Source organism: Amycolatopsis sp. CB00013 (assembly GCF_001905755.1).
Lineage (GTDB): Bacteria > Actinomycetota > Actinomycetes > Mycobacteriales > Pseudonocardiaceae > Amycolatopsis > Amycolatopsis japonica.
This window is the reverse complement of sequence record NZ_LIWC01000001.1, coordinates 182,572-207,435: the sequence shown is the minus strand read 5'-3', so window position 1 is coordinate 207,435 and position 24,864 is coordinate 182,572. Positions and strand designations below refer to the sequence as shown.

The following is a 24,864-nucleotide window of genomic DNA, read 5'->3' as shown; positions in this document are numbered from 1 at the left end:
GACAAGCCACGTGACCACTCCGACTCTCCGCCACGACATAGTGCTCACCGGTGCCGTCATGACCCATCCGCGGCGGACGGGACTCACCGGCCGCCTGCTGGCCGCCGCGCCCGCCGGGGCGCTGCGACCGGTCGCCGATCCGGAGCCCGCCGGACCGCCGACCGCTCTGCGTACCGCGATCCGGGCCTGGTCCGCGATCGCCGAAGGCACGACCCACCACCTGGTCCTCCAGGACGACGCCGTTCCCGCCGACGGCTTCTTCGACCACGCCCGGGCCGCCGTCGCGGCCGCGCCCGACGCCGCGATCGCCTTCTACACCAACTGGAACTCCCGCAACGGCGCCGCCGTGCGGCTCGCCGCGCTGGCCGGGGCGAGATGGGTCACCGCGACCCACGAGTACACCCCGACGGTCGCATTGGCGCTGCCCGCCCGGATCGCGGCCGGTTTCGCGGATTTCGCGCAAGCGCACGGCTCGACCTGGCCCGACGACGTCGTCATGTCCCGGTACCTGCGCGCGGCCGGGGTCCCGGTGCTCCTGGTCGCGCCGAATCTCGTCGAGCACGCGGACGAACCCAGCGTCCTCCGCAACGACTCGCACGGCTCACGGCGGTCGGCGTGCTTCGCCGCCCCGCCCGGCGACGACTGGTCACTCGGCGCGGGTCCGCTCGATCCCGACGTCATCCCGTTCTTCAAGCACGGGATCGCCCAGTGCGTCGTCCGTGAGGACGGAAGACGGACGACCATCGACGCCGAGCGGTACTTCGGCCGGGCGGGATGGGATTTCGACGCCTGCCAGAAGCAACGGCTCGAAGTCACCGGGTCGGTGTTCGGCGCTCTCGACGAGCTGGAACGGCATCTCGACGAGGAAGCCATCGAAGGACTCTGGACCACGGCCTACCTCCTCGGCGCACTCGGGACCCGCGGCAGGCTCGACCGGGTCGGCTCCCTCGCGCTGGGCACGATCGGCGCGGGCGGGGTGTGCACCACCGTCGGCGCCGCCACGCTCCGGACGCTGCGGCCCGCCATGTCGGAATTGGCGCGTCTCGGCCACGAAGCCGGTGCCCGGGCACGACGTTCGCCCTCGCCCCGGCGGGAACGCGTCCTCGTCACCACCACCCACCGCCCGCTCGGCCGGGAGATCGCGCGTCATCTGGCCGATCGCGGATACGAGGTCCTTGACGAAAACGACGGGCCGGACGTCGACGCCGTGGTCCACGTCGCCGAACCCGGTTCCACGCTCCCGCCCGTGACGGCGCGGCACGTTGTCCAGGTCTGTCCTCCTGGCGCACCCGTCCCCGCCGCCGCGCCGGGCACCAGCGTCCTGCGGACCGGTTCGCCGTACGGGCCCGGTATCGAGGGCTATTCCGTCCTGGAGACGTTCACCCGGCAAGCCCTGCTGGCACAACCGATCCAGGCCGACGTCCCGGCACAGGCGACCCACCGGCCCGCCTACATCCGGGACATCGCGCTCGCCGTGCACCACCTCCTGCACCAGCCGGCGCCGCGGCGGACCGTCGCGACGCCGTCCCCGCTGACCAGCCGGGAGCTGGCCGAGGCGGTCGCCCGGACCGTCCGGCGGGTTCCGGTCAGCCGGCCGTCGTCACCGCGCGGCCCTTCCGCCCCTCGTCTCGTCGCCGACGAACCGGCGACGGAACTCGATCAAGGCATCCGCGCACTCGCCCAATGGCTCGCCTACGAAAAGGACGAAGCATGAAAGTCGATCGTCTCTCCCAGCCGGGTGACGGCCTGGTCAACGAGGATCTGGCGCTCTCAGGCCGGTATCACGCACTGGTCATCGACGGCGCGACGGCGGAACCGGGCGCGGAGACCGGCTGCGTGCACGACGTCCGCTGGCTGGTGGCGAGGCTCGGCACCGCGCTGGACCGGATCCTCGTCGAACGTCCGGCCGAAGACCTGCGCGCCGTCCTCCGCGCGGCCATCGAGTCGGTCCGCGACGCCCACTCCGGCACCTGCGATCTCGGCAATCCCTGCGGCCCGACCGCGACCGTGGCGATCCTGCGCGAACGGGACGGCTTCGCCGACTACCTGGTGCTCAGCGATTCGGCGGTGGTGCTCGAACGGCTCGAGGGCACCGTCGAGGCCGTCATCGACGACCGGATCGACCGGCTGCTGCACCTGTCCTGGCAGGAGGTCCGGCCCCTGCGCAACGCGCCCGGCGGGTTCTGGGTCGCGGGCAGCGATCCGGCCGCCGCGGATCAGGCCCGCACCGGCACCGTGGAACTCTCGCGACTGCGGCGCGCCGCGCTCCTCACCGACGGCGCCTACCGGCTCGTCGAACGCTACGGGTGGACCTGGCACCAGCTGCTCGACGTCGCCGAGCTCGACGGCCCGGCCGCCGTCGTCCACGAGACCCGCCGCGCCGAACTCCGTACCGCGCCGGGCCACTTCGCCGGGAAACACCACGACGACGCGACAGTCGTCTTCTGCCGGTTCGAGACCACCGCCGCTCCCCTGACCCGCCCGACCCACGAGGTGACGAAATGACCCGGTTCCAGGTCCGTTTCACCGGCAAGACGGCTCGCTCCGGTCCGTTGGCGTTCGGCCACGCGAACATCGTCCGCGCCATCACCCTCGACGACGATCCGACGCGGCTCAACCTCGCGATGGTGTTCGACGTACCCGGCGCGCCGGTGGACCAGGTCGCCGGCTGGATCCGGGTGCTGCTCGAACGCCACGAGTCGCTGCGGACGACGTACTCGTTCGGCGACCGGACGCTCCAGCACGTGCTCGCGGAAGGCGAGGTGGAGGTCGAGGTCGTCGAGAGCGACGGCGACGTCCTCCAGACGGCCGAGAGCACCGCGCGCGCCCTGCGGTCCCGGGTCTTCGATCTGACCGCGGAGCTGCCGTTGCACCTCGCCGTGGTGACCGAGAACGCCGTCCCCCGCCGGCTCGTCTGGGTGGTGAGCCACGCCGCGATGGACGTCGCCACCTGCGAACTCCTCCTCGGCGAATGGACCGAACTGGCCGCCGGGCACGAGCTGCCCGTGGACGACTCGCCGCAGCCTCTCGACGTCGTCGAACTCGAGAAGACACCCGCGGTGCAGCGGCTGGGACAAGCGGCGACGCGGTACTGGGAAAGCAAGCTGCGCACGGTTCCGCAGGCGATGTTCCCCGTGCCCGCCACCGGAACCGGCTTCCTCCGGCCCGGGCTGCGAGTCCGTTCACGGGCCGCGATGGGCCATATCGCGGCGATCGCCGAGCGGACCAGTGCGAGCCCCTCCGCCATCGCCCTCGCCGCGCTCAACGCGCTGATCGCGCACTGGACCGCGCAGTCCTCCTGCGTGACGACGTCCTTGTCCGGTAACCGGGTGCTCAAGCCGTTGCGCCGCTTCTTCGGTTCGATGGCGCAGGACGCGCTGCTGCCGGTCACCATCCCGGAGACGTTCGACGAACTGGTCCACGCCGTCCGCGCCGCTTCCGTGCCCGCGTACCGGCACAGCTGGTTCGAAGCCGACGCCATCTGGGAGGTGATCACCCGCGTCACCCACGAACGAGGCTTCTCCTTCGCCAGGGATCTCGTGTTCAACGACATGAGCGCCCTGGGCGACGCGGCGGTCGGCGAGCCGCCTCGCGCCGCGTACGGCAGGCTGCCGTCGGTGTGGCTGCCGGGTGGACCGGACGTCGAAGACGACCCCGAAATCGGTGGCACACTGGAACTACTGCCCCCGGAGGACATCCCGACCCGTTTCTTCGGCTGCCTGTACCGCCTCGACACGGAACTGGATCTGACGCTGTGGGTCGACCCCGGCTGCCTCGACACCTCCGAGGTGACCGAGTTCGGCCGCGGTCTCCTGGCGTTGTTGCGCGCGGCGGCCGAGGCGGATCTTCCGGTGAAGGAACTGCATTCGCTCACCACGCTCGCCCCCGTCGAACGTGGGGAAGGCTGGTACCTCTCGGACTCGTGCTGGGTCGAACTGGACGCCGTCCGGGAACTCGTCTCCGACGTCCTCGGTGACCGGCCGCATCTGGTGACCGCGGAGCCCGACGACGTCCTGGGTCACCGGCTGGTGTGCCACCTGACCGGCCCGGCGACGCCCGCGGACCTGCACGCCGAAGTACTGGCCGCGCTACCGGGACGGCCGACCGCGCTGGCACCGCACCACTACGTGATCTGCGCCGAGCCTCCCGCCGATCCGCTGGATCCGGACGCCTGGACGGCCACGGCCATCGACTCCGCGAGCGGGCGGGAGCTGCCGGTATGAGTCACGACACGGAAACCCTGACCGGTGAAGGAAAACCGGCCGCCGGACGGCTCTGGTCCGGCAACTTCAAGCTCTACCTCACCGCGCGCAGCGGGTCGATGCTGGGCGACGCGATGCTGCCCGTCGCACTCTCGATCGCCGTGCTGGCGGCGGGTCACGGGATCGACGGCGTCGGCTACGCCCTCGGCGCGTGGATGGGCGCGCTCGCATTGTTCATGCTGTTCGGCGGTGTGCTCGCGGACCGGTTCACGCCGCGCCGGATGATGATCATCGCCGACCTCGTCCGGCTGGTCGTCCAAGGCGGGATGGCGGTCGCCTTCGCCGTCGGAACGCCGTCGCTGCCGACGATCGTGGTCCTGCAGTTCCTCAGCGGTGCCGCCACCGCGTTGTTCCAGCCCGGTGTGGCGAGCATGGTCCCGCAAGTGGCTGAGGACGTCCAGGGCGCGAACGGCATCCTGCGGATTTCCGAGGCGATCTCGGGCGTGCTCGGCCCGGCGCTCGCCGGTGTGCTGGTCGCCGTCGCCGGAACCGGGACCGTGTTCGGGATCTATGCCGCGACGTACGGGATCAGCGCCCTCTGCCTGTTCGCCCTGCGGCTCACGCCGGTGAAGTCCACTGAGGACAGTGAACCGTCGTTCTGGCGTCAGCTGGTCGAAGGCTGGCGGGAGTTCGCCGCCCGTGGCTGGCTCTGGGGCGTGATCGCGATCCACCTGGTGTACGGCTGTTTCGTGGCGGGTGTGTCCCTGCCGGTCGGCGCGGACCTGGTCGTCTCGGACTACGGTTCGACCGCGCTGGGCATCGGGATGGCCGCCTTCGGCGCGGGCGGGGTCGCGGGCGGCGCGGTCGCCATGCGCGTCCGACCGGGCCGTCCGCTGCTGTCCGGGGCGATCGGCTGGGCGTTGTTCGCGCTGTACCCGATCACACCCGCGGTGGGACTTCCGGTCGCCTTGCTCGTCGCCGGCTGGACGCTGGCCGGTTTCGGCCTCGCCTACTGGGGTGTCCTGTGGTCCACCACGGTCCAGACCCAGATTCCCGCGGAACTCCTGAACCGGGTCTACGCCTACGACGTCTCGGGGTCGCTGCTCGCGTTGGTGCTGGGCAGGTCGCTCGCCGGACCGATGGCGAGCCTCTTCGGCGCACGGCCACTGATGGTCCTCGCGACCGTGCTCGGGCTCGTCTGTACCGTGCTGCTGCTCGCGGTCCGCTCGATCAGGGACCTGCGAAGTGCTCAGTGACCGGATCGAGGCCGACGAGTTCGCCGTCGAGGTCTACGAACGGATCCTCGACGGCGACGGGCCCGCGGAGATCGCGGACCGGCTCGGTGTCCCGGCGGCCGAGGTGGACCGTGCGTTCGGCCTCCTGCGGCGGCTGCGGCTGATCAGGGAGACCCGGAACGGCGAGGTCGTCGCGGTCAATCCCGACAGCGCGCGGACCGAACTGCTGCTGCCGCTGGAACGGGCGATCCACGAGCAACGCAGCCTGCTGCTGGCCCGGCGGCGGCAACTGCGTTCGTTCGCCGACGCCTTCGGCCGCGCGGAACAGGCGAACCCGCGTCACTCGCCGATCCAGGTCTCGCGCGATCCGCGCGAAACCGAGTTGCGGCTCGTCGAAACGGCGAACGGCTGCAAGTCCGAAGTGCTGATGATGCAGTCGTGCGTGGCGCACGAGCCGCCCGAAGCGCGGCATCTGCGGCCGCTCGTACTGGACGCGCTGCGGCGCGGGCTCCGCGTCCGGGTGCTGTACCCGCACGCGGCCCGCGCTGACGCGGCGACCCGGTCGTTCCTGTGCAACGTCGCCTCCCTCGGCGGCCGGGTGCGGACCTCGGACGAGATCTTCGACCGATTCGCCGTCTTCGACCGCGAGGTCGCGTTCCTCCGGGCCGGCCTCGAAGGCGAGCAGGCCGTCGCGATGGTGCACGGGCCGGTGATCGCGCAGTTCCTCGCCGGGACGCACGACCGCGGCTGGGAATCCGGCACCGACTTCGATCCCGGCCGGTCCGGTTACGACGGCACCCTCGACGTCGTCAAGTCCCGGGTGCTGGACCTGCTCGCCGCCGGTCTCAAGGACGAGGTGATCGCGCGGCGGGTCGGTCTGTCCGAACGGACGTTGCGCAGGCACATCGCGGCGATGATGCAGGAACTCGCCGCGGAGAGCCGGTTCCAGGCGGGCGTCGCCGCCGCGCGGGCGGGTCTGGTCGCCACCACCACTCGTACGCATTCCCACTAGGAAGGATCTTCCATGCGACCGAAGAATCTGGCCTTGCGGCTGGGGCTGTGCCTCGCCGCGGTCCTGGCACTGCTCCCCGCCTCCCCCGCTTCCGGGACACCGGAGACCGAGGCCGCCCCGCCACCGGACCGGCCGGTCCTCGAGGCGTTCTGGGGCGGCACGCCGCCCGCCGATCAGGTCCCCTGGGAAATGCTGAACACCATCAGCTACTGGTTCGCCTCACCGGCGGGCGGCCGGTGCAGCACCCCGGACGCCAAGCAGCGCAAGGACATCGAAAGTCTCGCGGCGGTGAAACGTGATCATCCCGACCTGACCGTGCTGATCTCCATCGGCGGCTGGGCCGCACCGGGTTTCGGCGCCGGCGCCGCGACGGCAGAATCCCGGCGCGCCTTCGTGAAGTCCTGTGTGGACAAATGGCTGAGCGCGTTCCCGGCCGGACTGGTCGACGGATTCGACGTCGACTGGGAGTTCCCGGTCTCCGGAGGGCTGCCCAGTATCGGCAACTCGCCCGCCGACCGCGCGAACTTCACCCTGCTGCTCAAGGAATTCCGGGCACAACTGCAGCGCTATGCCCGTGACCACGGCAGGCCTGCCCGCGCCATGAAGCTGTCCGCGGACATCCCCGCGGGCCGCGTCCAGGACGACGGCACCGGAACCGGGGGCGCGCCCTACGACGCGTCCAACAGTTTCGACCTGCGTGAAGTCGGCAGGCTCGTCGACATCTTCAACCTGATGACCTACGACTTCTGCACGGGCTACTCGAAGTTCTCCTGCTTCAACGACCCGCTGGTCAAACGGCCCGGTGATCCGAACGACGAGTACAACAACAACGTCGGCGCGCTGAAGTACATGACCGACCACGGTGTCCCGCGCGAGAAGATCGTTCTCGGCGTTCCCTTCTACGGCCGGGCTTTCACCGTCACTTCGACCGCCAACGACGGCCTCTACCAGCCGTACACGGCCATGCAGTTCCTCGACTACAAGGTCCTCATGGGCCCGGAGTGGGCCGGTGACCCCGGATTCCGCAAGGGATGGGATCCGATCGTGCGCTCGCCGTACCTCTGGAACCCGGAGAAGAAGATCTGGGTGAGCTACGAGAACCCACGGTCCATTCAGGATCGCTCGCTGTTCGCGAAACGCCACCGCCTGGCGGGCATGATGATGTGGGAGCTGGGCGCCGACGATCCGCAGCACAGCCTTCTCGCCGCGATGACCGGGCCCTGGCTCCGCCCCTGATGGAAGGGCCGGCGGTCGCCCGACGTGGGAACCGCCGGCCTCCGCGGCCCCGGACAGGGGCCCTCGCAGTACCTGTATCGCCAGGATCTCCCAGACGTCCAGCACGCCTGTCAGCCTGTTCGAGTCGGCTTCACAGGACAGAACGGACGTAAACCTATGGCGGGCAACCAGTTCACCACTCATTCAGGACTTTTCGACCTGAGCGGGAAATGCGCACTTGTCACTGGCGGAACCAGGGGCATCGGGATGATGATCGCGCGCGGTCTTCTGCAGGCGGGCGCCCGCGTCATCGTCAGCTCACGCAAGGCCGACGCGTGCGCGGAGGCACAGCGTCTGCTCTCCGAATTCGGCGACGTTCAAGCAATCCCGGCCGACTTGTCCAGGTACGACGAGTGTCAGCGCCTCGCTGATCTCGTCAAGGCCGGCTGGGAACGCCTGGACATCCTCGTCAACAACGCCGGAGCGATGTGGCGCGAGCCGCTGGAGACGTTCCCCGCCGAGGCCTGGGACGCGGTGATCGACCTCAACCTCAAGTCGCCGTTCTGGCTGGTGCAGGCGCTGCTGCCCGCGCTGCGCAGGGCGGGCACCGCCGATGATCCCGCGCGGATCATCAACATCGGCAGTATCGCCGCCATCCACGTCGCCGAGGCGCCCAACTATTCGTACGCCGGCAGCAAAGCGGCACTCCATCAACTCACCAGGGTGCTTGCCAGGGAACTGGGCCCACAGCACGTCACGGTGAACGCGATAGCCCCAGGAGTGTTCCCGTCGCAGATGATGGCGGCCACGATCGACGCCATCGGCGACACGATCGCGGCGAAGACGCCTCTGCGCCGCATCGGCCGTGACGACGACATGGCAGGCACCGCCGTGTTCCTCGCCGGCCGGGCGGGGTCTTATTTGACGGGCGCCATCGTCCCGGTCGACGGCGGCATCGCGACGACCGCGTCGGGTACTTAGGGGGTACCAGCAGTACCTCCCTTCGCCTGTGGACACCGGCCTACAGTGCAGGGGTGGCCACGATCGACCTGCGCACCGAGATCAAGGAATTCCTGAGTTCGCGTCGCGCCCGGATCACGCCGGAGCGGGCCGGACTGTCCGCTTACGGCGGCAACCGCCGGGTCAAAGGTCTGCGTCGCGAAGAGGTAGCTCTCCTGGCCGGGGTATCGGTCGACTACTACGTGCGGATGGAGCGCGGCAGCCTCGCCGGCGCCTCCGACGGGGTGCTCGGCGCGTTGGCCTCCGCCTTGCACCTCGACGAGGCCGAGCGCGATCACCTGTTCCACCTGGCGCGGCGATCCAAGGCACCCACTCGCCGACGCCGGCCCGCCGTGACGGTGCGCCCCGCGCTTCAGCAGGTTCTCGACGCCATCACCGATGCGCCCGCGTGGATTTGCAACGGCCGTTATGACGTGCTGGCCATGAATCACCTTGCCCGCGCACTGTATTCACCGATGCTGGCCGACCCGCGACTACCGGCGAACACCGCGCGGTTCGTGTATCTGGATCCCGAGGCGGCGAAAGCGTTCTTTGTCGACTATGACCGGATCGTCCGCGATGTGGCCGCGAAGCTACGTATGGAAGCCGGCCGCGATCCGCACGACGAGAAGCTGATCGCCCTGGTCGGTGAGTTGTCGACGCGCAGTCGGCTGTTTCGGCGGCGGTGGGCGTCTCAGGACGTTCAGCTTCACCGGTCCGGACGCAAACGTCTGCACCATCCCGTAGTGGGCAGGCTCGACCTGGACGTCGAGTCGATGGAGCTGCCTGCCGAACCTGGCCTGCTTCTGACCGTCTACACCGCACCCGCCGGGACGACGACCGCGGACGGCCTGGCCCTCTTGGCGTCGTGGGCGGCCGGTCAGGAGAGGCCGACGACCGAGATCACCGCCTGGGCTCGTCGAGGGTCCGTTTGATGACCTCCAAACCGCGCGACATCGCCTCGGCCATCGGCGCGGCCAAGGCGTCGGGGAGGACGTCGCGGGCCCACACCAGCCTGCACCGTCGTTCACCGTCGGCGAAGACCTGCATGGAGGCGTTGTCGTGGTCCGGCCGAACGGTGCCGCCGATCACCGCGTAGACGATCCGGCGCGTGTCGTGGTCGACGGTGACGCATCGCTCCCGGACCACCGTGCCGTCGGCGAAGGTGACGACCCGGCAGCCGTCCTCGATCCGGGTGTCCACCACGAACCCCGGTGCCATCCGCGAAGGACCCGCGCTGAAGTCGCCGATCACCTCCCACACCGCTTCGGCGCTGGACTCGACCATGATTTCGTTGCTGAGGGAAGTCATGTCGCCAACCCTGCCCCGAACCCGTCCCCCAGGTCTTGAAGATCCTTGCGGAACTGTCGGACCCACCGCGTAGCCTCCGCGGGTGCTCTCCTTCCTCGGGCTCGCGGCCCGCCCGGAGTTCGCCATCGCGGACGTGGACTGCCGAGACGATCACCGCGGCTGGTCGGCCGAGCGGCCACGCGAGGACGTGCGGCTCGTGCTCGTGCGCCGCGGCGGGTTCCGCCGCCGGGTCCGTGGCGTCCACGTGGATCTCGACCGCACCGTCGGCTACCTCGGACTGCCGGGTGAGGAGGAGCACTTCGCCCATCCCGCCGGCGGCGACAGGTGCACGTCGATCAGCCTGACCCCCGCGTTCTGGCGTGCGATGGCCGGCGACGCACCACGGCTGGAACGCACGTCGCTGTACGTCGACGGCAGGCTCGACCTCGCCCACCGACGACTCCTGGCCGCCTCCCGCGCCGCCGACACGGACTACGCGGCGACCGAAGGACTGGTCAGCCTGGTGACCGAGGCCGTCCGGCAGGTCGTGACCACGACTGTCCCGGAGAGCGATCCGGCGAGCGCCGGTGACCGGACACTGGTAGCCCGAGCCCGAAGTCTGATCGGCGAGGGTCATCCCGCCGCGGAGGGCCTGGTCCCGCTCGCCACTCTTCTGGGTGTCTCGCCGTACCGGCTCAGCCGAGCCTTCACCCGCGAATTGGGAGTTTCGCTGACCCGCTACCGCAACCGCGTCCGCGTCGCCCAAGCTCTGGACCGGCTGGAGGCGGGTGAGCCCAGCCTGGCCACTCTCGCCGCCGACCTCCGGTTCGCCGACCAGGCGCACTTGTGCCGAACGATGCGCGAACACCTGGGGCACACCCCGACCGCGCTACGCGGACTGCTCACCACGGTCGAACGACAGCGCCGATAGGCCGTACGGATGCATCGAGCGGCAGTTTCCGCGCTTTCAGTCCCGTTGGCGAGTGAGGTCACATAGTTTGCAACCGGCGCACTTGTCCGTCCACAAGTAACCGGGGAGAGGAGCCGGACACCCCGGCGAATCTCGCCCGGCATCGCAGCCGCAGGGCTTCCCACCCCGACCGTGGGCGGCCGGGTGCTCCTCTTGACCGACATCACTCTTCTTGCCCAGTAAGGGATTCAGCATGCGCAAGTGGATGACCAGATTACTCGTGGCCGGCGTGCTCGCCACGACCGCCACGGCCACCGTCACGGCGGTCGGCACGGCAGGCGCGGCCGACGGTGTCTCGACCGCGGCCGCCGAGTCGACGTTCCCCCTCGCCGACCCGGACACCGTCCAGGCGAAGGACGGCTCGTACGTCACCTACGGCACCACGGTCGGCGCCGGTGTCGGCGACCGGTGCGGCGTGACCGGGAAACTGTTCGTGCCGGTACTCGTGCACGGCTCCGGCAACACCGTCGGCGTGGGCACGTGCGCGTCGGCCGACGCCCTGCCCAACGGGCCGGGTAGCTGGGCGGAGGGCAACGTCTGGGCGCCCGGCGTCGTCCGCTTCGGCGACACCTACTTCATGTACTACACCGCGTCCAAGCGGGGCTCCGGCCAGAAATGCCTCGGCCGCGCCGTCTCGGGCAGTGCGCGGGGGCCGTTCACCAACCCCGTCGAGTGGGCTTGCCCGGGCAACGGCCGCTGGGCCATCGACGCGAACCCGTTCGTCTCGGGCAGCTCCATGTACGTCGCCTACCGGGACGACGCGATCACCTCGTACCCGGAGACCGGTATCTCGGTCGTGCGCACCCAGTCCAACGGCATGGCGGACTGGGACACCCGCCGGGACGCGTTGAAGAGCACCGACATCGGCTGGGAGACCATCCGGATGAGCGGCGGCACGCACGTGATCGAGAACCCGTCGATGTTCAAGTCCGCCGACGGCTATTGGTACCTGGCCTACTCCGGCAACAACTGGGACAGCGCACGGTATGCGACCGGCATCGCCCGGTGCGGCACCGGCCCGATCCCGTCGACGCGCTGCACACCGCGGCAGAACGGGGCCGAGCGGCCCTACTTCGGGTACACCGGCACCGGCGGCCTCAACCCCTACCGCGGCCTGCCCGGCAACCACCCCGGCCCCGGCGGGATGGACTTCTTCCAAGCGGCCAACGGCCAGTACCACGCCGTCTACCACTGGTGGAACGGCACTCGCCGGTTCCCGATCGTCGCGACGGTCCTCCGCAACGACGGCGGCTTCTACCTCAGTTAAGGGCCCCGATCCGGGCGGTTTGCGAAGGGGTCGTGAGTGTTTTGGGTCGTTCTAACGACCCAAAACACTCACGAAGCGGCACCTGCGACCGAACCACCGCTCCCGTAGCCGGCCGGGGGCGAAGGCTCCTTTCGTCGCGTCAGACTCGGTGAAGGGAGCCTTCAGTCCACACCACTCCGCTAGTGCCTACTGACGCAGGTTGGATCAGCCGCAGCCGCGCTCCGCGTAGGTACTTAAGACACCCTTGGCTCTAACGACTCAAAACACTCACGACCCCAGCCAAAACCGTTCAGGCCCTCTTGCCATCTGACCCGCGCTCGACAATCGGGGCGGAGTCGGCGAGCGTTGCCCAGCCGACATCGGTCTTCGCCACCTTTGCCGGCCGGGCCGCGGAGATCAGGTGAAAATGACGTCCGAGCAGGAGTAGAAGGCCTCGCCGGAATCGGGCCAGTGGCGTTGCCAGATCGAGTAGATCAAATGCCTGCCGGTCCGCCCGCCGGGCAGGTTCGCCTTCAACTGATAGGCGTTGCCGGCGATCGGCGGGTTGTTCTGCTTGTAGAACGGGGTGTCTTCCAGGTCGGACCACTTGAGCGGTTTCGTCGGGTCGTAACCCGGCTTGGTGACATACAGCTCGAAGGTGCCCGGGTGCGCGGCGGTCAGCTGATACCGCAAGGTGTACGGACCGCTGGCCGGCATCGTGGTCGCCGGCCAGTCCGCACGGGCAAGATCGAGCCCCTTGTACTTGGCCCGTCCGGCACTGCACAGCTTGCCGTCCGGGATGATCTCGCGGCTACGGCCGCTGGCGTCACCGATGTTGACCTCGTCCCAGTCGTAAATCGGCCAGCTGTCGCCCACCGCGATGGCGGCCTTGCACGCGGCGGACCGCGGATTCTCCGGACCTTCCTGAAAACAGCGCATGATCCGGCTGATCGGAGTGCCCATCGAGCCATGCGCGAGCGCGGGAACGGCGGTGAACACCGAAACCGCGCCGAACACCGCGGTCAAAACCGCGACTTTCACCACAGAGCGGGAAAACTTCATCGCAAGAGTCCTCTCATGAGAGGTCTAGACCATGCCACGGTAGGCGCCCGGCACACCGCCGAGTAGGCCCGAAAGTCGGGTTCGGGCTCCGGTCACGTCGATGTCCCGGAAGGCGAGGGCCCAGCTCACGCGCGAGTCCGGCAAATCGGTTGATCACACCGCAGCGGCCATGACACGCTGCCACAGCCGACCGCAGGAGCTGCTCTTGACCGTGAAACCCAGCCCGGTGATCGACATCGCGTTGGCGAGGCGTCTGATCGACACACAGTTCCCGCAATGGGCCGGGTTGCCGTTGCTTCCGTACGCTCCGGCGGGCTCGGATCATGTGATCTATCGGCTGGGCGAGAACCTGTCCGTGCGGCTACCTCGCCACGACGGCGCGATCGAGCAGGCGGCGAAGGAAGCCGAGTGGTTGCCCCGGCTGGCCCCGCACCTGCCGCTGGCCGTACCCGAACTGGTGGGAGTGGGAGCAGCGGGCTTCGGCTATCCGTGGCCATGGGCGGTGTCGCGGTGGCTGGACGGCGAGGTGGCGACCGTGGACGCCCTGTCCGGCTCGCACGAGGCCGCGGTTGCGCTGGCCGGGTTCCTGACCGCGCTCCACCGGATCGACGCCGGAACGACCGAGGAGCTCACCGGTCGTCCGCTCGCCACCCGGGACACGGCGACGCGGATCGCCATCGCGAAAGTCGGCGATGCCTTCGACGCCGCGGCGATGACCGACCTGTGGGACACCGCCCTCGCCGCCCCCGGCCGGGGCGGTCCGCCGGTCTGGTTTCACGGCGATTTCCACACTGGCAACCTGTTGACGACCGACGGCCGCCTCAGCGCCGTCATCGACTTCGGCGAGCTCGGCGTCGGTGATCCGGCTCGCGATCTGATCATCGCCTTCACCCTCATGTCAGCCGAAACGCGAGCCACCTTCCGCGCCGCGCTCGATGTGGACGACGCGACCTGGACCCGCGGACGTGGTTGGGCCTTGGCAACCGGGTTGAACGCCTACGTCCACTACGCCGCCGTGAACCCCCGCGTCGCCGCGCAGACCACCCGCCAGATCACCCAGGCCCTCCTCGGTTGAAAGACGGCGGCGGCTCGGGCAACACGGCGGTCATCGCGCCGTCCACGGTGACGGTCTCGCCGGAGACGAACCTGGCCCGATCGCCGAGGAGGAAGGCGATCACACTCGCGACGTCGTCCGGTCCGGCGAGCTCGCCGGACGGCTGAAGCCCGGACAAGGCTTCGCGGGTGCCCGCGTCCTGCCAGCGATGCGCGTTACGCGGCACCATGACGAACCCCGGCCGGACGGTGTTGCACCGCAACCCGCGCGGTCCGAGTTCCACGGCGGCCGCGCGGCCCAGCGCTTCCAACGCGGCCTTGGCCATCGCGTACGGGGCCTGTCCGCCCCAGGCCAGACCGGCGTGGATCGAACTGACGAGCACGGCGGCGCACGGCCTTCCCCCTGCGCGGGCGACCAACTGCTGCAATGGCTCCAGCGCCGACACCGCGCCGATGTCCAACACCTCGCGCAGCGCGTCCGTCGTCTGCTCGGTGAAGGGGGCGCGATGCTCGCTCAGCAGGCAATGCACCAGTCCGGTCACGTCGCCGAGCGCGTCGAACGCGGCACCGATCACGGCCGGATCGCTCGCGTCATCACGGATCCACGGCACGCCGTCGTGTTCCGATGGCTTTGGCGCGACGTCCACCACCGCCACCGGTCGTCCCTCCGCCTGCAACGCGCGGACCACGGCCGAGCCGATGCCGCCCGCGCCGCCGAGTACCACCACACCGCTCATGACCACTCCCCACTGGTGAAGAAGGCACGCACGACGAGTCCCGCCGCCGCGACGACCAACGGATTGCCCCGTGCCAGTGGCCGGACCAGCGCCCCAGGTGGGGCCGTCTCCACGCGATCGCGTACCGCGTCGAGCCACCGGTCCGACGGCGCGCCGCTGCCGCCGAGGACGATCAGGTCGGGCCGCATCAGGTCGTACACCGTGTCGGCCACCAGAGCCACCTGCGCGCTGCGTCCCTCGAGCAGCCCCGCCGCAGCCGGATCCGTGTCCGCCAAGCGGATCAGCTCCGTCAGCGAGGTCGCCGCGACCCCGGCGGACCGGGCGGCGGCGAGCAACGCCACGTCCGTCCCGCATTCGCCGAAGCGCCGGTGACCGCCACCGGCGAGCTCGGGCACGAGGAGGCGGCCGAAGTCGCCCTGAACGATGCCGTTCGAGCAGGTACCCACCGGACGGCTGAGGAACCCCGTCTCCGTGACGTTGCCGATGAACAGATAGGACACGTCGTGCCCGCCGAGCCCCGCGCCGAAGGTGAGTTCGGCACCCAGCAGGGCGGCCACGTTGCCGTCCACCACGACGTCGAGCCCGGTCCGCTCACGTAGCACGTCGGAGACCCGGACGTCGGCCCAGCCCAGCACGTCGTTGCGCACGACCCGGCCGGTCGCCCGGTCCACCTCACCGCCGGCGGTGACCCCGATGCCCAGCACCGGTCCCGGCGCGGCGTCCGCCACCCCGGCCGCCAGTTCCGCGGCGTGCCGCAGGGTGGCGGCGCTGTCCGCCGGATCGCGCGTCTCGGAGTGCGTCTGGACGCAGTGCCCGGACAGGTCGATCAGCCCGAGCGTGGTCCGTTCGAGGCCGAAGTGCACACCGACCGCGTACCGGCTGGACGAATCGATCTCCACCGGCACCCGGGGCCTGCCGACCCGGGCACCGGTGGACCGCTCGGCGAGTTCACGGACGACACCGGCGGACAGCAGAGGCTCGATGATCCGGCTGACGCTGCCGTGGTTGAGGGACAGTTCCTTCGCGATGTCGCCGCGCGCCAGCGGACCGTTCCGGACGAGCAACTGGAGCACGGCGGCCGTGTTGGCCTGCCGGGCTTGGCGCGGCCGGCTTCCGGTGTGACCGGGGTGGTTCATCGTGACTCCGGTTTCCCGGACTCGACACCGTTGGTCTCCTCGAGCTCGACACCGGTGGTGGCCAGCCACGGCGACAGCAGCACGATCACCGCGCTCACCAGGAACGCGCAGGCGTACCACGCGACGACCGTGATGCCGTGCTTCTGCGCCAGCATGGGTGCCAGGAACACGTTGAGCGCGATCGCGAGCCGGGTCACGCACTGCGCGATACCGGATCCCAGGCCCCGCAACGAAGTGGGGAACGCCTCGGTGCTCCACACCCAGGACAGCACGCCAGGGCCGAACCAGGTCAGCATGGCGTACACGACCCAGAAGGCCACCAGTCCGACACCGGCGTGCTCGCCGGTGAACGCGATTCCCAGCCCGGCGCCGAACACCCCGAGGCACGTCCACACACCCAGCCAGCGCCGGTTGACGCGGTCGATGATCGCGGCGCCCGCGACCACGGCGATCAGCCCCACCACGAAACCCAGCAGGGAGAAGTACAGGGTGTTGGAGACCCCGATGCCGGTGCTGCTGATGATCAACGGTCCGGCGACCGTCGCCACCGCGCCGCCGAAGGCCTGGATGGCGAAGATGGCCGTGACCGTCGCCAGCCGCCGCCACGCCCCGCCGGACACCAGCATCCGATAGCTCCGCCGCTCCGAGACCTCGTGTTTCGGCGGTTCCAACCCGAGCGCGTCGTAGATCCGCCGTGCCTCCTCCACGCGACCACGCGCGCTCAGCCAGCGGGGTGACTCCGGCAGGAACTGCCTCGCCACCAGGACCGCGGCCGCGGGCAGCGCGGCCAGCCCGAACAGCCACCGCCAGGTCTCGTCGCCGAACAACGGCTGGAGCGCGAGCGCGAGCAGCACCGACGTGACGGCGCCGCCCAGCCACATCATGTTCGGCAAGCTGCCCGCGATCCGGCCTCGGCGGGATTTGGGCGCGATCTCGGTGAGGAAGGCGTGGGAGGTCGGGATGTCCATCCCCACCGCGACCCCGAGCACGAACCGGGCCGCGACCAGTTGCCACACGTCCTGGACGAACGCCGCGGCGAGGGAGGCCACCACGAAGACCGCCAGGTTGATCATGAAGATCACCCGGCGGCCGAACCGGTCGGACAGATCACCGAAGACCACCAGGCCGAGCGCCGTGCCCACGAACGCCGCCGCGGTCACGAGGCCGACCTGGGAGGCGGTGAGGTGGAACGACGGCTTGAGGAACAGGACGGCGGCGCCGATGACGAGCAGGTCGTAGCCGTCGATGAACTCGCCGAACGCGACGAGCCTGCCGGTCCAGTTCCGCACGAACCGCGCCCGTCCCGGCGACATCGTCGACCGGCTCGCCATTCCCGGCACCATCCGGATTCCTCCCCGCTCCGCTTTTTGTGCGACGAACACCAAATTAGGAGCGGGTCCGCCGCCTCCGCCCGTATCCGGCGGCTTCGGGGACGATCGGGCTGCCGAGTCGGGCCGATCGGGCAAGCGCCCGGTTCTCCACGGAGAACCGCGGGAAGGCCACCACGCACACTGAGGTAGCCCGGCCGGGTGAGCGGCACCACGGACAGGTCGCCGCTTGCAGCGATTTCGGTCTCGCCATCAAACTGTTACCCCGAACGGCCTAAGGGCGTCGTATCTTTCGGACCACCACCTCTGACGGTTACCACCTAACGGAAGAGAACACGAAGGAGCCCGCATCTTTCCCGCGGTCGGCGCGGTCGCGGAAGCACCCCAAAGGTGCGGGCGAGGCGAAACCCGTTTTCGCCGAGGCGCGTCATCCGCGCGGAGCCCGGACGTTCACCGGGATGGCGCGACATCGTGAAAACTCGCTGGTAGCGCACGGCACCGCACCGCCCACTCCGTCCGATATGGACGCCGAGGCGACGCGTCGTGCCCTTCGGCTTCGTCTTCAACGGGCGGCGACCCCCCGTTGACGAACGGTTCGGGAGAGAACGTGGCAAGGAACACTGCTGTCAGCCAACTGTCCATAGTGGACATACGGTCTGGTCACGGTACCGAATACCTGTGCTTCCCACCTGCCGGCGGCACGGTTCTCGGGCTGCGCGGGCTCGCCCGCGCGGCGGCGGGATCGGCGGTATGGGGCGTGGAATATCCCGGACGCGGCGCGCGTCTCACCGAGCCGCCCGGCGAATCGTTCGCGGATCTCGCCGAGGAAATCGCCCTGGATTGCCTCGATCGCTTCGGTGCCGAAGGTTTTTCACGAACCGTGCTGATCGGCTTCAGTATGGGCGCGTTCGTCGCACTCGAAGTGGCCCAGCGCGTCCTCGGCCGAGGGCTACCCGGCCCCGCGGGCCTGGTCGTGGTGGGAGCGTGCGCGCCGCAGCGGCGCGTTCCCGGGAAGTACGCGAAGACGGACACCGCCGAGGCGGGAAGGCTGCTCGAGCGCTCGTCGGCGGGCTACCGGCACTCCCCCGAACTCCGGGAGTACACGCTCGATCTGTTCCTCGGCGACCTGCGGTTGACCAGCGCCTACCCGGGCCCCGCGAAAGTGCCGTTGTCCTGCCCGATCGTCGCGTTCCGGGGAGCGGACGACCCGGACTTCGCGACCGGCGACGAGGATATCCGGGCTTGGCGGGCCTGGACGACCGGACGGTTCACCGGCTGCGTCGTGCCCGGGGGCCACTTGGCGGTTCTCACGCCAGGCGAGGAAGCCCGCTTCTGGGATCTGGTCCGGTTCGGTTTGGAACCGTGCGATGTCTGAGGCGGCGTTGTCCACGGTGAGCGGTGTGACACGACGGATTCCCGACGTGACCTGGTGCGACTTGTTCGAGCTTCAGGCCCGGCGGGCCCCCGCCCGGGTCTGTCTGGTGGCCGACGAGGTCGCGTGGACCTTCCACGACCTCGACCTTTGGGGCGAGCGGCTCGCCCAGATGCTGCGGGACGCGGGCGCGTCGCCGGGGACGGTGGTGGCCTGCGCGATGACGAGGTCCGTGCGAGCGGTGCTGGGCGTACTCGCGACGGCGAAGGTGGGAGCGGTCTACCTTCCGGTCGATCCCGCCCTGCCCGACTCACGCCTCGACACGATTCTCGCCGACGCCCGCCCCGCCGTCGTGCTGACGGATGTGGTGCGGCTCGCGGAACGGGCGGACCTGGTCTTGTCCACTGAGGACTGGCAGGCGGAGCTCTCCGGGTATGCCGGGCACCGGCCGCCCAGGGCCGCCGCCGGTCCGGCGTACCTCATCTACACCTCCGGTTCGACGGGCCTCCCCAAAGGGGTCTCGGTGGGACACCGGAGCCTGGTCAACCTGTACGGCGAACTGGCCGACGGGTTCTTCCCCGCGGGCCGTGGCCCTCAGCGGGTGGCGCACGGATTGCCGCTGTTCTTCGACGCGTCCTGGAATCCGCTGCTGTGGATGGCGGGCGGGCACGAGCTGCATCTGCTCCCCGACCCCGTCCGCACGGATCCGGCGTCCTATGTGGACTTCGTCCGGGAGCACCGGTTGTCGGTCGTGGAGGCGGTGCCCGCGCAGATGTCGGCGCTGGTGGAGGCCGGGTTGCTCGGAGGACGGAGCCGTCCGCGGATGCTGGTGATGGGCGGGGAGGCCATCGGCCAGGATCTCTGGTCGTATCTGCGCGCGGCCCCGGGCGTCACCGCGGTGAACCTGTACGGCCCGACCGAGTGCACGGTGTTCACCACGGCCTGCCGGCTCGACGACCACGCGACGCCGTCGATCGGACGGCCGATCGGCAACACCACCGCCCGGATCGTCGACGAACACCTGCGGCCCGTGCCGATCGGGGAACCCGGCGAACTCGTGATCAGCGGCTCTTGCCTCGCACTGGGCTATCTCGGGCGGCCGGGGCCGACCGCGGACCGGTTCGTCACCGCGGGAGAACGCCGGTACCGGACCGGCGACCGGTGCCGTCTCATGGCCGACGGTCACCTGGAATGGCTGGGCAGGCTGGACGATCAGGTCAAGATCCGCGGCCATCGGGTCGAGCCGGGTGAGGCGGAGCAGGCGCTGCTCACGTCTCCCGGGGTCCGGCAGGCCGCGGTCAGGGTCGAAGGCTCCGAGCCGCGGCTGGTCGCCTACGTCGTGCTCGACACGGGAAGCGTCGGCCGGCTGCGGGAACGGCTTCGAGCCATGCTGCCGTCGTATCTGCTCCCCTCCACCATCGTCCCGCTCGAGGCGATGCCCCTCGGGCCGACCGGGAAGATCGACCGGGCCGCTCTCACCCCGCCCGTCGCGGTACGGCGGACGATCGTGCTGACCTCCACCCAGGAGCTCGTCGCCGCCGCGTTCCGCGTCCAACTGGAGCTTCCGGTGGTCGACGCGGACAGCGACTTCTTCGACCTCGGCGGGCACAGTCTCTCCGCCGCGGCGCTCGCCGCTCGGTTACGGGCACAGGGTGTGCCCTGTTCCCTGCGGGACGTCCTGCTGCGCCGCACCGTGGCCCGGCTCGCCGAACTCGTTCCCGCCACAGAGAAAGGAAAGACGCCGTGATGGACGACTACGACGTGATCGTCGTCGGCGGCGGCCCGGGAGGCTCCACCGTCGCCGGCCTCACGGCCGCGGAAGGTCACCGGGTGCTGCTGCTGGACAAGGACCGTTTCCCCCGCTACCAGATCGGGGAATCCCTGCTCCCCGCCACGGTCCACGGGATCTGCGCGATGCTCGGGGTCCGCGAAGAGATCGAACGGGCGGGCTTCGTCCGGAAACGGGGCGGCACCTTCAAATGGGGCACCGGTGCCGAGCCGTGGACGTTCTCCTTCGCCGCGTCCGACCGGATGGCCGGGCCCACGTCGTACGCGTATCAGGTCGAGCGCGCCCGGTTCGACACGCTGCTGCTCGACGGTGCCCGCCGTCTCGGTGCCGAAATCCGGCAAGGCCATCGGGCACTCGGCACGCTCCGGGCGGGCGAGCGGATCGGTGGCGTCCGCTATCTCGACGACGCCGGTTACGAACGGCACGCGACGGCCAGGTTCGTGGTCGACGCCTCCGGGCATGGCAGCCGGCTCCACCACGACGTCGGCGGCATCCGCGAGTATTCGCCGCATTTCCGGAACCTGGCGCTGTTCGGCTACTTCGAGGGCGGCCAACGGATGCCCGCGCCCGACGCGGGGAACATCCTGTGCGTCTCGTTCGCCGACGGCTGGTTCTGGTACATCCCGTTGTCGGACACGTTGACCAGTGTCGGCGCCGTCGTCAAACAGGAATCGGCGGACCGGGTGCAGGGCGATCCGGAGACCGCCTACTCGGCGCTGATCGAGGATTGCCCGCTCATCGAGGAGTTCCTCCGCGACGCGCGCCGCGCGACCGAACCACCGTATGACCGGCTCCGGGTACGGAAGGACTATTCCTACGACCGGACCGTCCTGTGGTCGCCGGGCATGGTGCTCGTCGGCGACGCCGCCTGCTTCATCGACCCGGTGTTCTCCTCGGGGGTACACCTGGCGACCTACAGCGGATTGCTGGCCGCCCGGTCGATCAACAGCACCCTCTCGGGTTTCGCGGACGAGAAGCGGTGTTTCGCCGAGTTCGAGGCCCGCTACCGACGGGAATTCGGGCTGTTCCGGGATTTCCTCATCTCCTTCTACCGGCTGGACTCCGGCGAGGACGACTACTTCCGGCAGGCGCGACGGCTGACCGGCCATCACGGAACCGCCGACGAGGCTTTCGCCGAACTTGTCGGCGGAGTGTCCTCACAGGACTTTTCCCGCGCGATGTTCGGCGACGTGCTCGCCGAAGGTGTGCAGCTCCAGCTGCGTGGCCTGCTCGGCGAGGCCGCGGGCGACGAGCCGCCGATGTTCCCCGGCGGGCTCGTCCCCACCGCGGACGGCAGGCGGTGGCGGGTGCCCGATGCCTGACCTGGCCCTGCTGCTCGCCGCGCTCGCCGTTCTGCTGGCCATGGCCCGTTGCTTCGGCTGGGTCTTCACCTGTGCCGGGCAGCCCGCCGTCCTCGGGGAGATCACCTGTGGGCTCGTCGTCGGCCTCGCCCTGCAAGCCGGCCCGGGCCTGCCCGGCCGGGTCGACACGACGCTGGACGCGCTCGCCCAGCTCGGCCTGATCCTGTTCCTGTTCGGGGTCGGCGCCCGCCTCGCGCCGTCGATGACGGCGGCACGGATCACGGCGGCGTTCGTCCCCGCCCTCGGCGCGACCGTCGTCCCGGTCGTCCTCGGCACGTTGCTCGCGCTCTGGCTCGCCGCACGCCACGCCCCTGCCGGGGTCACGCCGTTCGTCCTCTTCGCCGCCGCGGCCATGGCGGTCACCGCCTTCCCCGTACTGGCGCGGATCCTGTCCGAACGGCGGATGCTGGACGACGACCGCGGCCGTTGCGCGCTCACCTCCGCCGCGCTCACCGACGCCGCCGCCTGGGCGGCACTCGCCGTCGTCGCCTCCGTCCACAGTGGAACCCAGGACTGGACGCTCCTACTGGCCGTCCCGTTCCTGTCAGGCCTGCTCGTCCTCGCCCGGCCGTGGTTCGGCCGGGCGGTGGATCGCCTGTCCGGGCCGACCGCGGTCGTGACCATGGTCGCCCTCGCCTGCGCCGGAGCCGCGACGACCGACGCCATCGGCCTGCATTCCGCGATCGGCGCGTTCCTGATCGGCATGGCGGCCGGAAGGCCCGTGTCCCGGCACGATCCCGCCGCGCTGATCACGCCCGCCGCGTCCCTGCTGGTCCCGCTGTACTTCGTCCTCATCGGACGGAAGGTCGACCTCGGCGGGCTCGACGCCGCCCTGATGACCGAAACCCTCGCGATCATCGTGGTCGCCGTCGTCGCGAAAGGCGGCGGCGCCTACCTCGGTGCCCGCCTCGCCGGACAACCGCCGCGGCCGGCCGCGGTGTTCGCGACCCTGATGAACACCCGCGGTGTCACCGAACTCGTCTTCCTCAGCATCGGGCTCGGCCTCGGCGTCATCGACAGCGCCTTCTACACCGCGATGGTCGCCATGGCCCTCGTGACGACGGCCATGACCGGCCCGCTCCTCAACCACTTCGAACGAGACAAGGTGACCCGAGATGCCTGACCACCCGGCGGAACCCTGGCGGATCAAGATGATCGAACCGATCCGCACCACCACCCGCGAACACCGCGAAAAAGCCTTACGGGAAGCCGGATGGAATCCCTGCCTGCTCCGCTCCGAAGACGTCTACATCGATCTGTTCACCGACTCCGGCACCAGCGCGATGTCCGACCGGCAGTGGTCGGCCCTCATGCGCGGCGACGAGGCCTATGCCGGCGCCCGCAGCTTCTACCTCTTCGAACAGGCCGTCCGGACGCACTACGGCTACGAACACGTCATTCCCGTCCACCAAGGCCGAGGCGGCGAGAACATCCTCTCCCGCTGCCTCATCCGCCCGGGTTCCCATATCCCCGGAAACATGTACTTCCCCAGCACCCGTGCCCACCAGGAACTCAACGGCGCCACCTTCCACGACGTCATCATCGACGAAGCGCACGACGCCGCCGACGAACACCCGTTCAAGGGCGACGTCGACCTCGCCAAACTGCGGGCCGTCATCGCCGAACACGGCGCCGCCATCCCCTATGTCTCACTCGCCGCCACCGTGAACATGGCGGGCGGCCAGCCGATCAGCGTCGCCAACCTCACCGCCGCCTGCGACCTCGCCCACGCCCACGGAATCCCCGTCTTCCTCGACACCGCCCGCGCCGTCGAGAACGCCTGGTTCGTCAAGCAACGCGAACCGGGCTGGGCGAACCACTCGATCGCGGACATCCTCCTCGCGCTGTGCGCCCCCACCGACGGCGCCGTCATGTCGGCCAAAAAGGACTGTCTCGCCAACATCGGCGGCTGGATCGCCCTCCGCGACCCCGGCCTCGCCGAACAGGCACGCGGGCTCGTCCTGCTCTACGAAGGCCTCCACACCTACGGCGGCATGGCCGGCCGGGACATGGAAGCCATCGCGCAGGGCATCGGCGAATCCGTCGACGAACACCACATCCGCGCCCGCATCGCCCAGGTCGAATACCTCGGCCACCGGCTCGACACCGCGGGCGTCCCGATCGTCCACCCCGTCGGCGGGCACTGCGTCTGCGTCGACGCCACCGCCGTCCTCGACCATCTCCCCCGCACCGAACTCCCCGGCCAGACCCTCGCCGCCGCCGTCTACCTCGAAGGCGGGATCCGCGGCGTCGAACGCGGCACCGTCTCAGCCGGGCGCGACCCGGCCACCGGCGAGAACCGCTACCCGCCGCTGGAATTCCTCCGGCTCGCCATCCCCCGGCGCGTCTACACCCAAAGCCACATCGACCACGTCGCCGACACCCTCGTCCGCGTCCACAAGAACCGCCACGACATCACCCACGGCCTCACCTTCACTCACGAACCACCCCACCTCCGCTTCTTCCAAGCCCGCTTCGCCCCGGCCGGGGGTGCCGACATCTACGACGGGTGACCGATCCGGTCGAGGGCGGTCCGAGCCCGGCCGGCTATTCGTCATGCGTGGGGCGCCAGACGCCGAACCACTGCTCGGCGCCGTACTCCTCGAACCGCTCCACCTCGATGAATCCCAGCTTCGCCGCGAGCCGCATCGAGGGACCGTTCGCAGTCTGCGTGCAGAGCACCACCGGTTCAGCGGGAAGCGCGTCGGCGAACCAACCGAGCGTGATCATGCCGATCATCGATCCGTCCAACCGCCGGCGAGGCGAACAAGTCGATGAACGCCGCTCGGTCTCGATCGGGGCCGGTGGCCAGACGACGGATCCGCGCTCGGTCCTGGCAGGCAAGCTAGCGCACGCC

General features: G+C 69.9%; 22 protein-coding genes. 16 read left to right on the top strand and 6 right to left on the bottom strand.

Annotation, left to right across the window (positions count from 1 at the left end; translation table 11 throughout):
* The first annotated feature begins 10 nt into the window (after positions 1 to 10).
* The 8 genes from AMK34_RS00870 (at position 11) to AMK34_RS00835 (ending at position 9,598) form a co-directional block, all read left to right on the top strand.
* On the top strand, positions 11 to 1,714 hold the full coding sequence (locus AMK34_RS00870) for an NAD(P)-dependent oxidoreductase (protein WP_143202307.1): 1,704 nt from the start codon (positions 11 to 13) through the stop codon (positions 1,712 to 1,714).
* Entirely contained in the window at positions 1,711 to 2,505 is a 795-nt protein-coding gene (locus tag AMK34_RS00865; protein ID WP_073842316.1) for a protein phosphatase 2C domain-containing protein, read from the top strand. Before AMK34_RS00870 ends, AMK34_RS00865 begins: the two co-directional genes overlap by 4 nt.
* Positions 2,502 to 4,223, top strand: a complete 1,722-nt coding sequence (locus AMK34_RS00860) for a condensation domain-containing protein (protein ID WP_083649699.1) — start codon at positions 2,502 to 2,504, stop codon at positions 4,221 to 4,223. Before AMK34_RS00865 ends, AMK34_RS00860 begins: the two co-directional genes overlap by 4 nt.
* The gene (locus AMK34_RS00855) at positions 4,220 to 5,458 is read left to right on the top strand and encodes an MFS transporter (protein ID WP_073842315.1); all 1,239 of its coding nucleotides are present in this window, start codon (positions 4,220 to 4,222) and stop codon (positions 5,456 to 5,458) included. Before AMK34_RS00860 ends, AMK34_RS00855 begins: the two co-directional genes overlap by 4 nt.
* Entirely contained in the window at positions 5,448 to 6,449 is a 1,002-nt protein-coding gene (locus AMK34_RS00850; protein WP_073842314.1) for a helix-turn-helix transcriptional regulator, read from the top strand. Before AMK34_RS00855 ends, AMK34_RS00850 begins: the two co-directional genes overlap by 11 nt.
* A 12-nt stretch (positions 6,450 to 6,461) precedes the next feature.
* Positions 6,462 to 7,685 (top strand): glycoside hydrolase family 18 protein, encoded by a 1,224-nt coding sequence (locus tag AMK34_RS00845; RefSeq protein WP_073842313.1) that lies wholly within the window; start codon positions 6,462 to 6,464, stop codon positions 7,683 to 7,685.
* 156 nt (positions 7,686 to 7,841) lie between these two features.
* Entirely contained in the window at positions 7,842 to 8,645 is an 804-nt protein-coding gene (locus AMK34_RS00840; protein ID WP_073842312.1) for an SDR family oxidoreductase, read from the top strand.
* 53 nt (positions 8,646 to 8,698) lie between these two features.
* A complete protein-coding gene (locus tag AMK34_RS00835; protein ID WP_073842311.1) occupies positions 8,699 to 9,598 on the top strand; it encodes a helix-turn-helix transcriptional regulator in 900 nt (299 codons plus the stop codon).
* Here AMK34_RS00835 and AMK34_RS00830 read toward each other — a convergent pair.
* Entirely contained in the window at positions 9,567 to 9,974 is a 408-nt protein-coding gene (locus AMK34_RS00830; RefSeq protein ID WP_073842310.1) for an SRPBCC family protein, read from the bottom strand. The genes AMK34_RS00835 and AMK34_RS00830 overlap by 32 nt on opposite strands.
* Positions 9,975 to 10,056: 82 nt before the next feature.
* On the opposite strand from AMK34_RS00830, the gene AMK34_RS00825 reads away from it, so the two are divergent.
* On the top strand, positions 10,057 to 10,884 hold the full coding sequence (locus AMK34_RS00825) for a helix-turn-helix transcriptional regulator (protein WP_073842309.1): 828 nt from the start codon (positions 10,057 to 10,059) through the stop codon (positions 10,882 to 10,884).
* 244 nt (positions 10,885 to 11,128) lie between these two features.
* Positions 11,129 to 12,190: a family 43 glycosylhydrolase gene (locus AMK34_RS00820; RefSeq protein ID WP_241832653.1), complete on the top strand. Its 1,062-nt coding sequence runs from the start codon at positions 11,129 to 11,131 to the stop codon at positions 12,188 to 12,190.
* Between the two features lie 396 nt (positions 12,191 to 12,586).
* Here the strand turns inward: AMK34_RS00820 and AMK34_RS00815 are convergent, their stop codons facing one another.
* Complete coding sequence (locus tag AMK34_RS00815) at positions 12,587 to 13,231, bottom strand: lytic polysaccharide monooxygenase auxiliary activity family 9 protein (protein ID WP_038514999.1); 645 nt, start codon at positions 13,229 to 13,231, stop codon at positions 12,587 to 12,589.
* A gap of 211 nt (positions 13,232 to 13,442) precedes the next feature.
* Here AMK34_RS00815 and AMK34_RS00810 point away from each other — a divergent pair, with 211 nt between their 5' ends.
* Positions 13,443 to 14,306, top strand: a complete 864-nt coding sequence (locus AMK34_RS00810) for an aminoglycoside phosphotransferase family protein (protein WP_241832734.1) — start codon at positions 13,443 to 13,445, stop codon at positions 14,304 to 14,306.
* Here AMK34_RS00810 and AMK34_RS00805 read toward each other — a convergent pair.
* Genes AMK34_RS00805 through AMK34_RS00795 form a run of 3 tightly spaced genes read right to left on the bottom strand, consistent with a single transcriptional unit; the run spans position 14,284 to position 17,500 of the window.
* Positions 14,284 to 15,021: an SDR family oxidoreductase gene (locus AMK34_RS00805; RefSeq protein ID WP_073842307.1), complete on the bottom strand. Its 738-nt coding sequence runs from the start codon at positions 15,019 to 15,021 to the stop codon at positions 14,284 to 14,286. The genes AMK34_RS00810 and AMK34_RS00805 overlap by 23 nt on opposite strands.
* Complete coding sequence (locus AMK34_RS00800) at positions 15,018 to 16,157, bottom strand: ROK family transcriptional regulator (protein ID WP_083649698.1); 1,140 nt, start codon at positions 16,155 to 16,157, stop codon at positions 15,018 to 15,020. The genes AMK34_RS00805 and AMK34_RS00800 overlap by 4 nt, the downstream gene beginning before the upstream one ends.
* The gene (locus AMK34_RS00795; RefSeq protein WP_241832652.1) at positions 16,154 to 17,500 is read right to left on the bottom strand and encodes an MFS transporter; all 1,347 of its coding nucleotides are present in this window, start codon (positions 17,498 to 17,500) and stop codon (positions 16,154 to 16,156) included. The genes AMK34_RS00800 and AMK34_RS00795 overlap by 4 nt, the downstream gene beginning before the upstream one ends.
* Positions 17,501 to 18,128: 628 nt before the next feature.
* Between AMK34_RS00795 and AMK34_RS00790 the strand changes: the two genes are divergently transcribed.
* Genes AMK34_RS00790 through AMK34_RS00770 form a run of 5 tightly spaced genes read left to right on the top strand, consistent with a single transcriptional unit; the run spans position 18,129 to position 24,520 of the window.
* Positions 18,129 to 18,860 carry a thioesterase II family protein gene (locus AMK34_RS00790; RefSeq protein WP_241832651.1) on the top strand — a complete coding sequence of 244 codons (732 nt, stop codon included), beginning with the start codon at positions 18,129 to 18,131 and terminating at the stop codon, positions 18,858 to 18,860.
* 25 nt (positions 18,861 to 18,885) lie between these two features.
* On the top strand, positions 18,886 to 20,604 hold the full coding sequence (locus tag AMK34_RS00785; RefSeq protein ID WP_241832650.1) for an amino acid adenylation domain-containing protein: 1,719 nt from the start codon (positions 18,886 to 18,888) through the stop codon (positions 20,602 to 20,604).
* A complete protein-coding gene (locus AMK34_RS00780) occupies positions 20,604 to 21,968 on the top strand; it encodes a tryptophan 7-halogenase (protein WP_073842305.1) in 1,365 nt (454 codons plus the stop codon). The genes AMK34_RS00785 and AMK34_RS00780 overlap by 1 nt, the downstream gene beginning before the upstream one ends.
* Positions 21,961 to 23,130, top strand: coding sequence for a cation:proton antiporter (locus AMK34_RS00775; RefSeq protein ID WP_073842304.1), 1,170 nt, complete (start codon positions 21,961 to 21,963; stop codon positions 23,128 to 23,130). The genes AMK34_RS00780 and AMK34_RS00775 overlap by 8 nt, the downstream gene beginning before the upstream one ends.
* The gene (locus AMK34_RS00770) at positions 23,123 to 24,520 is read left to right on the top strand and encodes a tryptophanase (RefSeq protein WP_073842303.1); all 1,398 of its coding nucleotides are present in this window, start codon (positions 23,123 to 23,125) and stop codon (positions 24,518 to 24,520) included. The genes AMK34_RS00775 and AMK34_RS00770 overlap by 8 nt, the downstream gene beginning before the upstream one ends.
* Positions 24,521 to 24,554: 34 nt before the next feature.
* Here the strand turns inward: AMK34_RS00770 and AMK34_RS43360 are convergent, their stop codons facing one another.
* Positions 24,555 to 24,737: a hypothetical protein gene (locus tag AMK34_RS43360; RefSeq protein ID WP_241832649.1), complete on the bottom strand. Its 183-nt coding sequence runs from the start codon at positions 24,735 to 24,737 to the stop codon at positions 24,555 to 24,557.
* Positions 24,738 to 24,864: the final 127 nt, after the last annotated feature.

What these genes read in the sequence shown, in the direction of transcription:
- AMK34_RS00860 (WP_083649699.1), top strand. Translation starts at nt 2,502, where the DNA reads ATGACCCGGTTCCAGGTCCGTTTCACCGGCAAGACGGCTCGCTCCGGT.
- AMK34_RS00855 (WP_073842315.1), top strand. Translation starts at nt 4,220, where the DNA reads ATGAGTCACGACACGGAAACCCTGACCGGTGAAGGAAAACCGGCCGCC.
- AMK34_RS00805 (WP_073842307.1), bottom strand. Translation starts at nt 15,021, where the DNA reads ATGAGCGGTGTGGTGGTACTCGGCGGCGCGGGCGGCATCGGCTCGGCC.
- AMK34_RS00820 (WP_241832653.1), top strand. Translation starts at nt 11,129, where the DNA reads ATGACCAGATTACTCGTGGCCGGCGTGCTCGCCACGACCGCCACGGCC.
- AMK34_RS00815 (WP_038514999.1), bottom strand. Translation starts at nt 13,231, where the DNA reads ATGAAGTTTTCCCGCTCTGTGGTGAAAGTCGCGGTTTTGACCGCGGTG.
- AMK34_RS00780 (WP_073842305.1), top strand. Translation starts at nt 20,604, where the DNA reads ATGGACGACTACGACGTGATCGTCGTCGGCGGCGGCCCGGGAGGCTCC.
- AMK34_RS43360 (WP_241832649.1), bottom strand. Translation starts at nt 24,737, where the DNA reads ATGATCACGCTCGGTTGGTTCGCCGACGCGCTTCCCGCTGAACCGGTG.
- AMK34_RS00800 (WP_083649698.1), bottom strand. Translation starts at nt 16,157, where the DNA reads ATGAACCACCCCGGTCACACCGGAAGCCGGCCGCGCCAAGCCCGGCAG.
- AMK34_RS00795 (WP_241832652.1), bottom strand. Translation starts at nt 17,500, where the DNA reads ATGGTGCCGGGAATGGCGAGCCGGTCGACGATGTCGCCGGGACGGGCG.
- AMK34_RS00830 (WP_073842310.1), bottom strand. Translation starts at nt 9,974, where the DNA reads ATGACTTCCCTCAGCAACGAAATCATGGTCGAGTCCAGCGCCGAAGCG.
- AMK34_RS00845 (WP_073842313.1), top strand. Translation starts at nt 6,462, where the DNA reads ATGCGACCGAAGAATCTGGCCTTGCGGCTGGGGCTGTGCCTCGCCGCG.
- AMK34_RS00840 (WP_073842312.1), top strand. Translation starts at nt 7,842, where the DNA reads ATGGCGGGCAACCAGTTCACCACTCATTCAGGACTTTTCGACCTGAGC.
- AMK34_RS00865 (WP_073842316.1), top strand. Translation starts at nt 1,711, where the DNA reads ATGAAAGTCGATCGTCTCTCCCAGCCGGGTGACGGCCTGGTCAACGAG.
- AMK34_RS00770 (WP_073842303.1), top strand. Translation starts at nt 23,123, where the DNA reads ATGCCTGACCACCCGGCGGAACCCTGGCGGATCAAGATGATCGAACCG.
- AMK34_RS00775 (WP_073842304.1), top strand. Translation starts at nt 21,961, where the DNA reads ATGCCTGACCTGGCCCTGCTGCTCGCCGCGCTCGCCGTTCTGCTGGCC.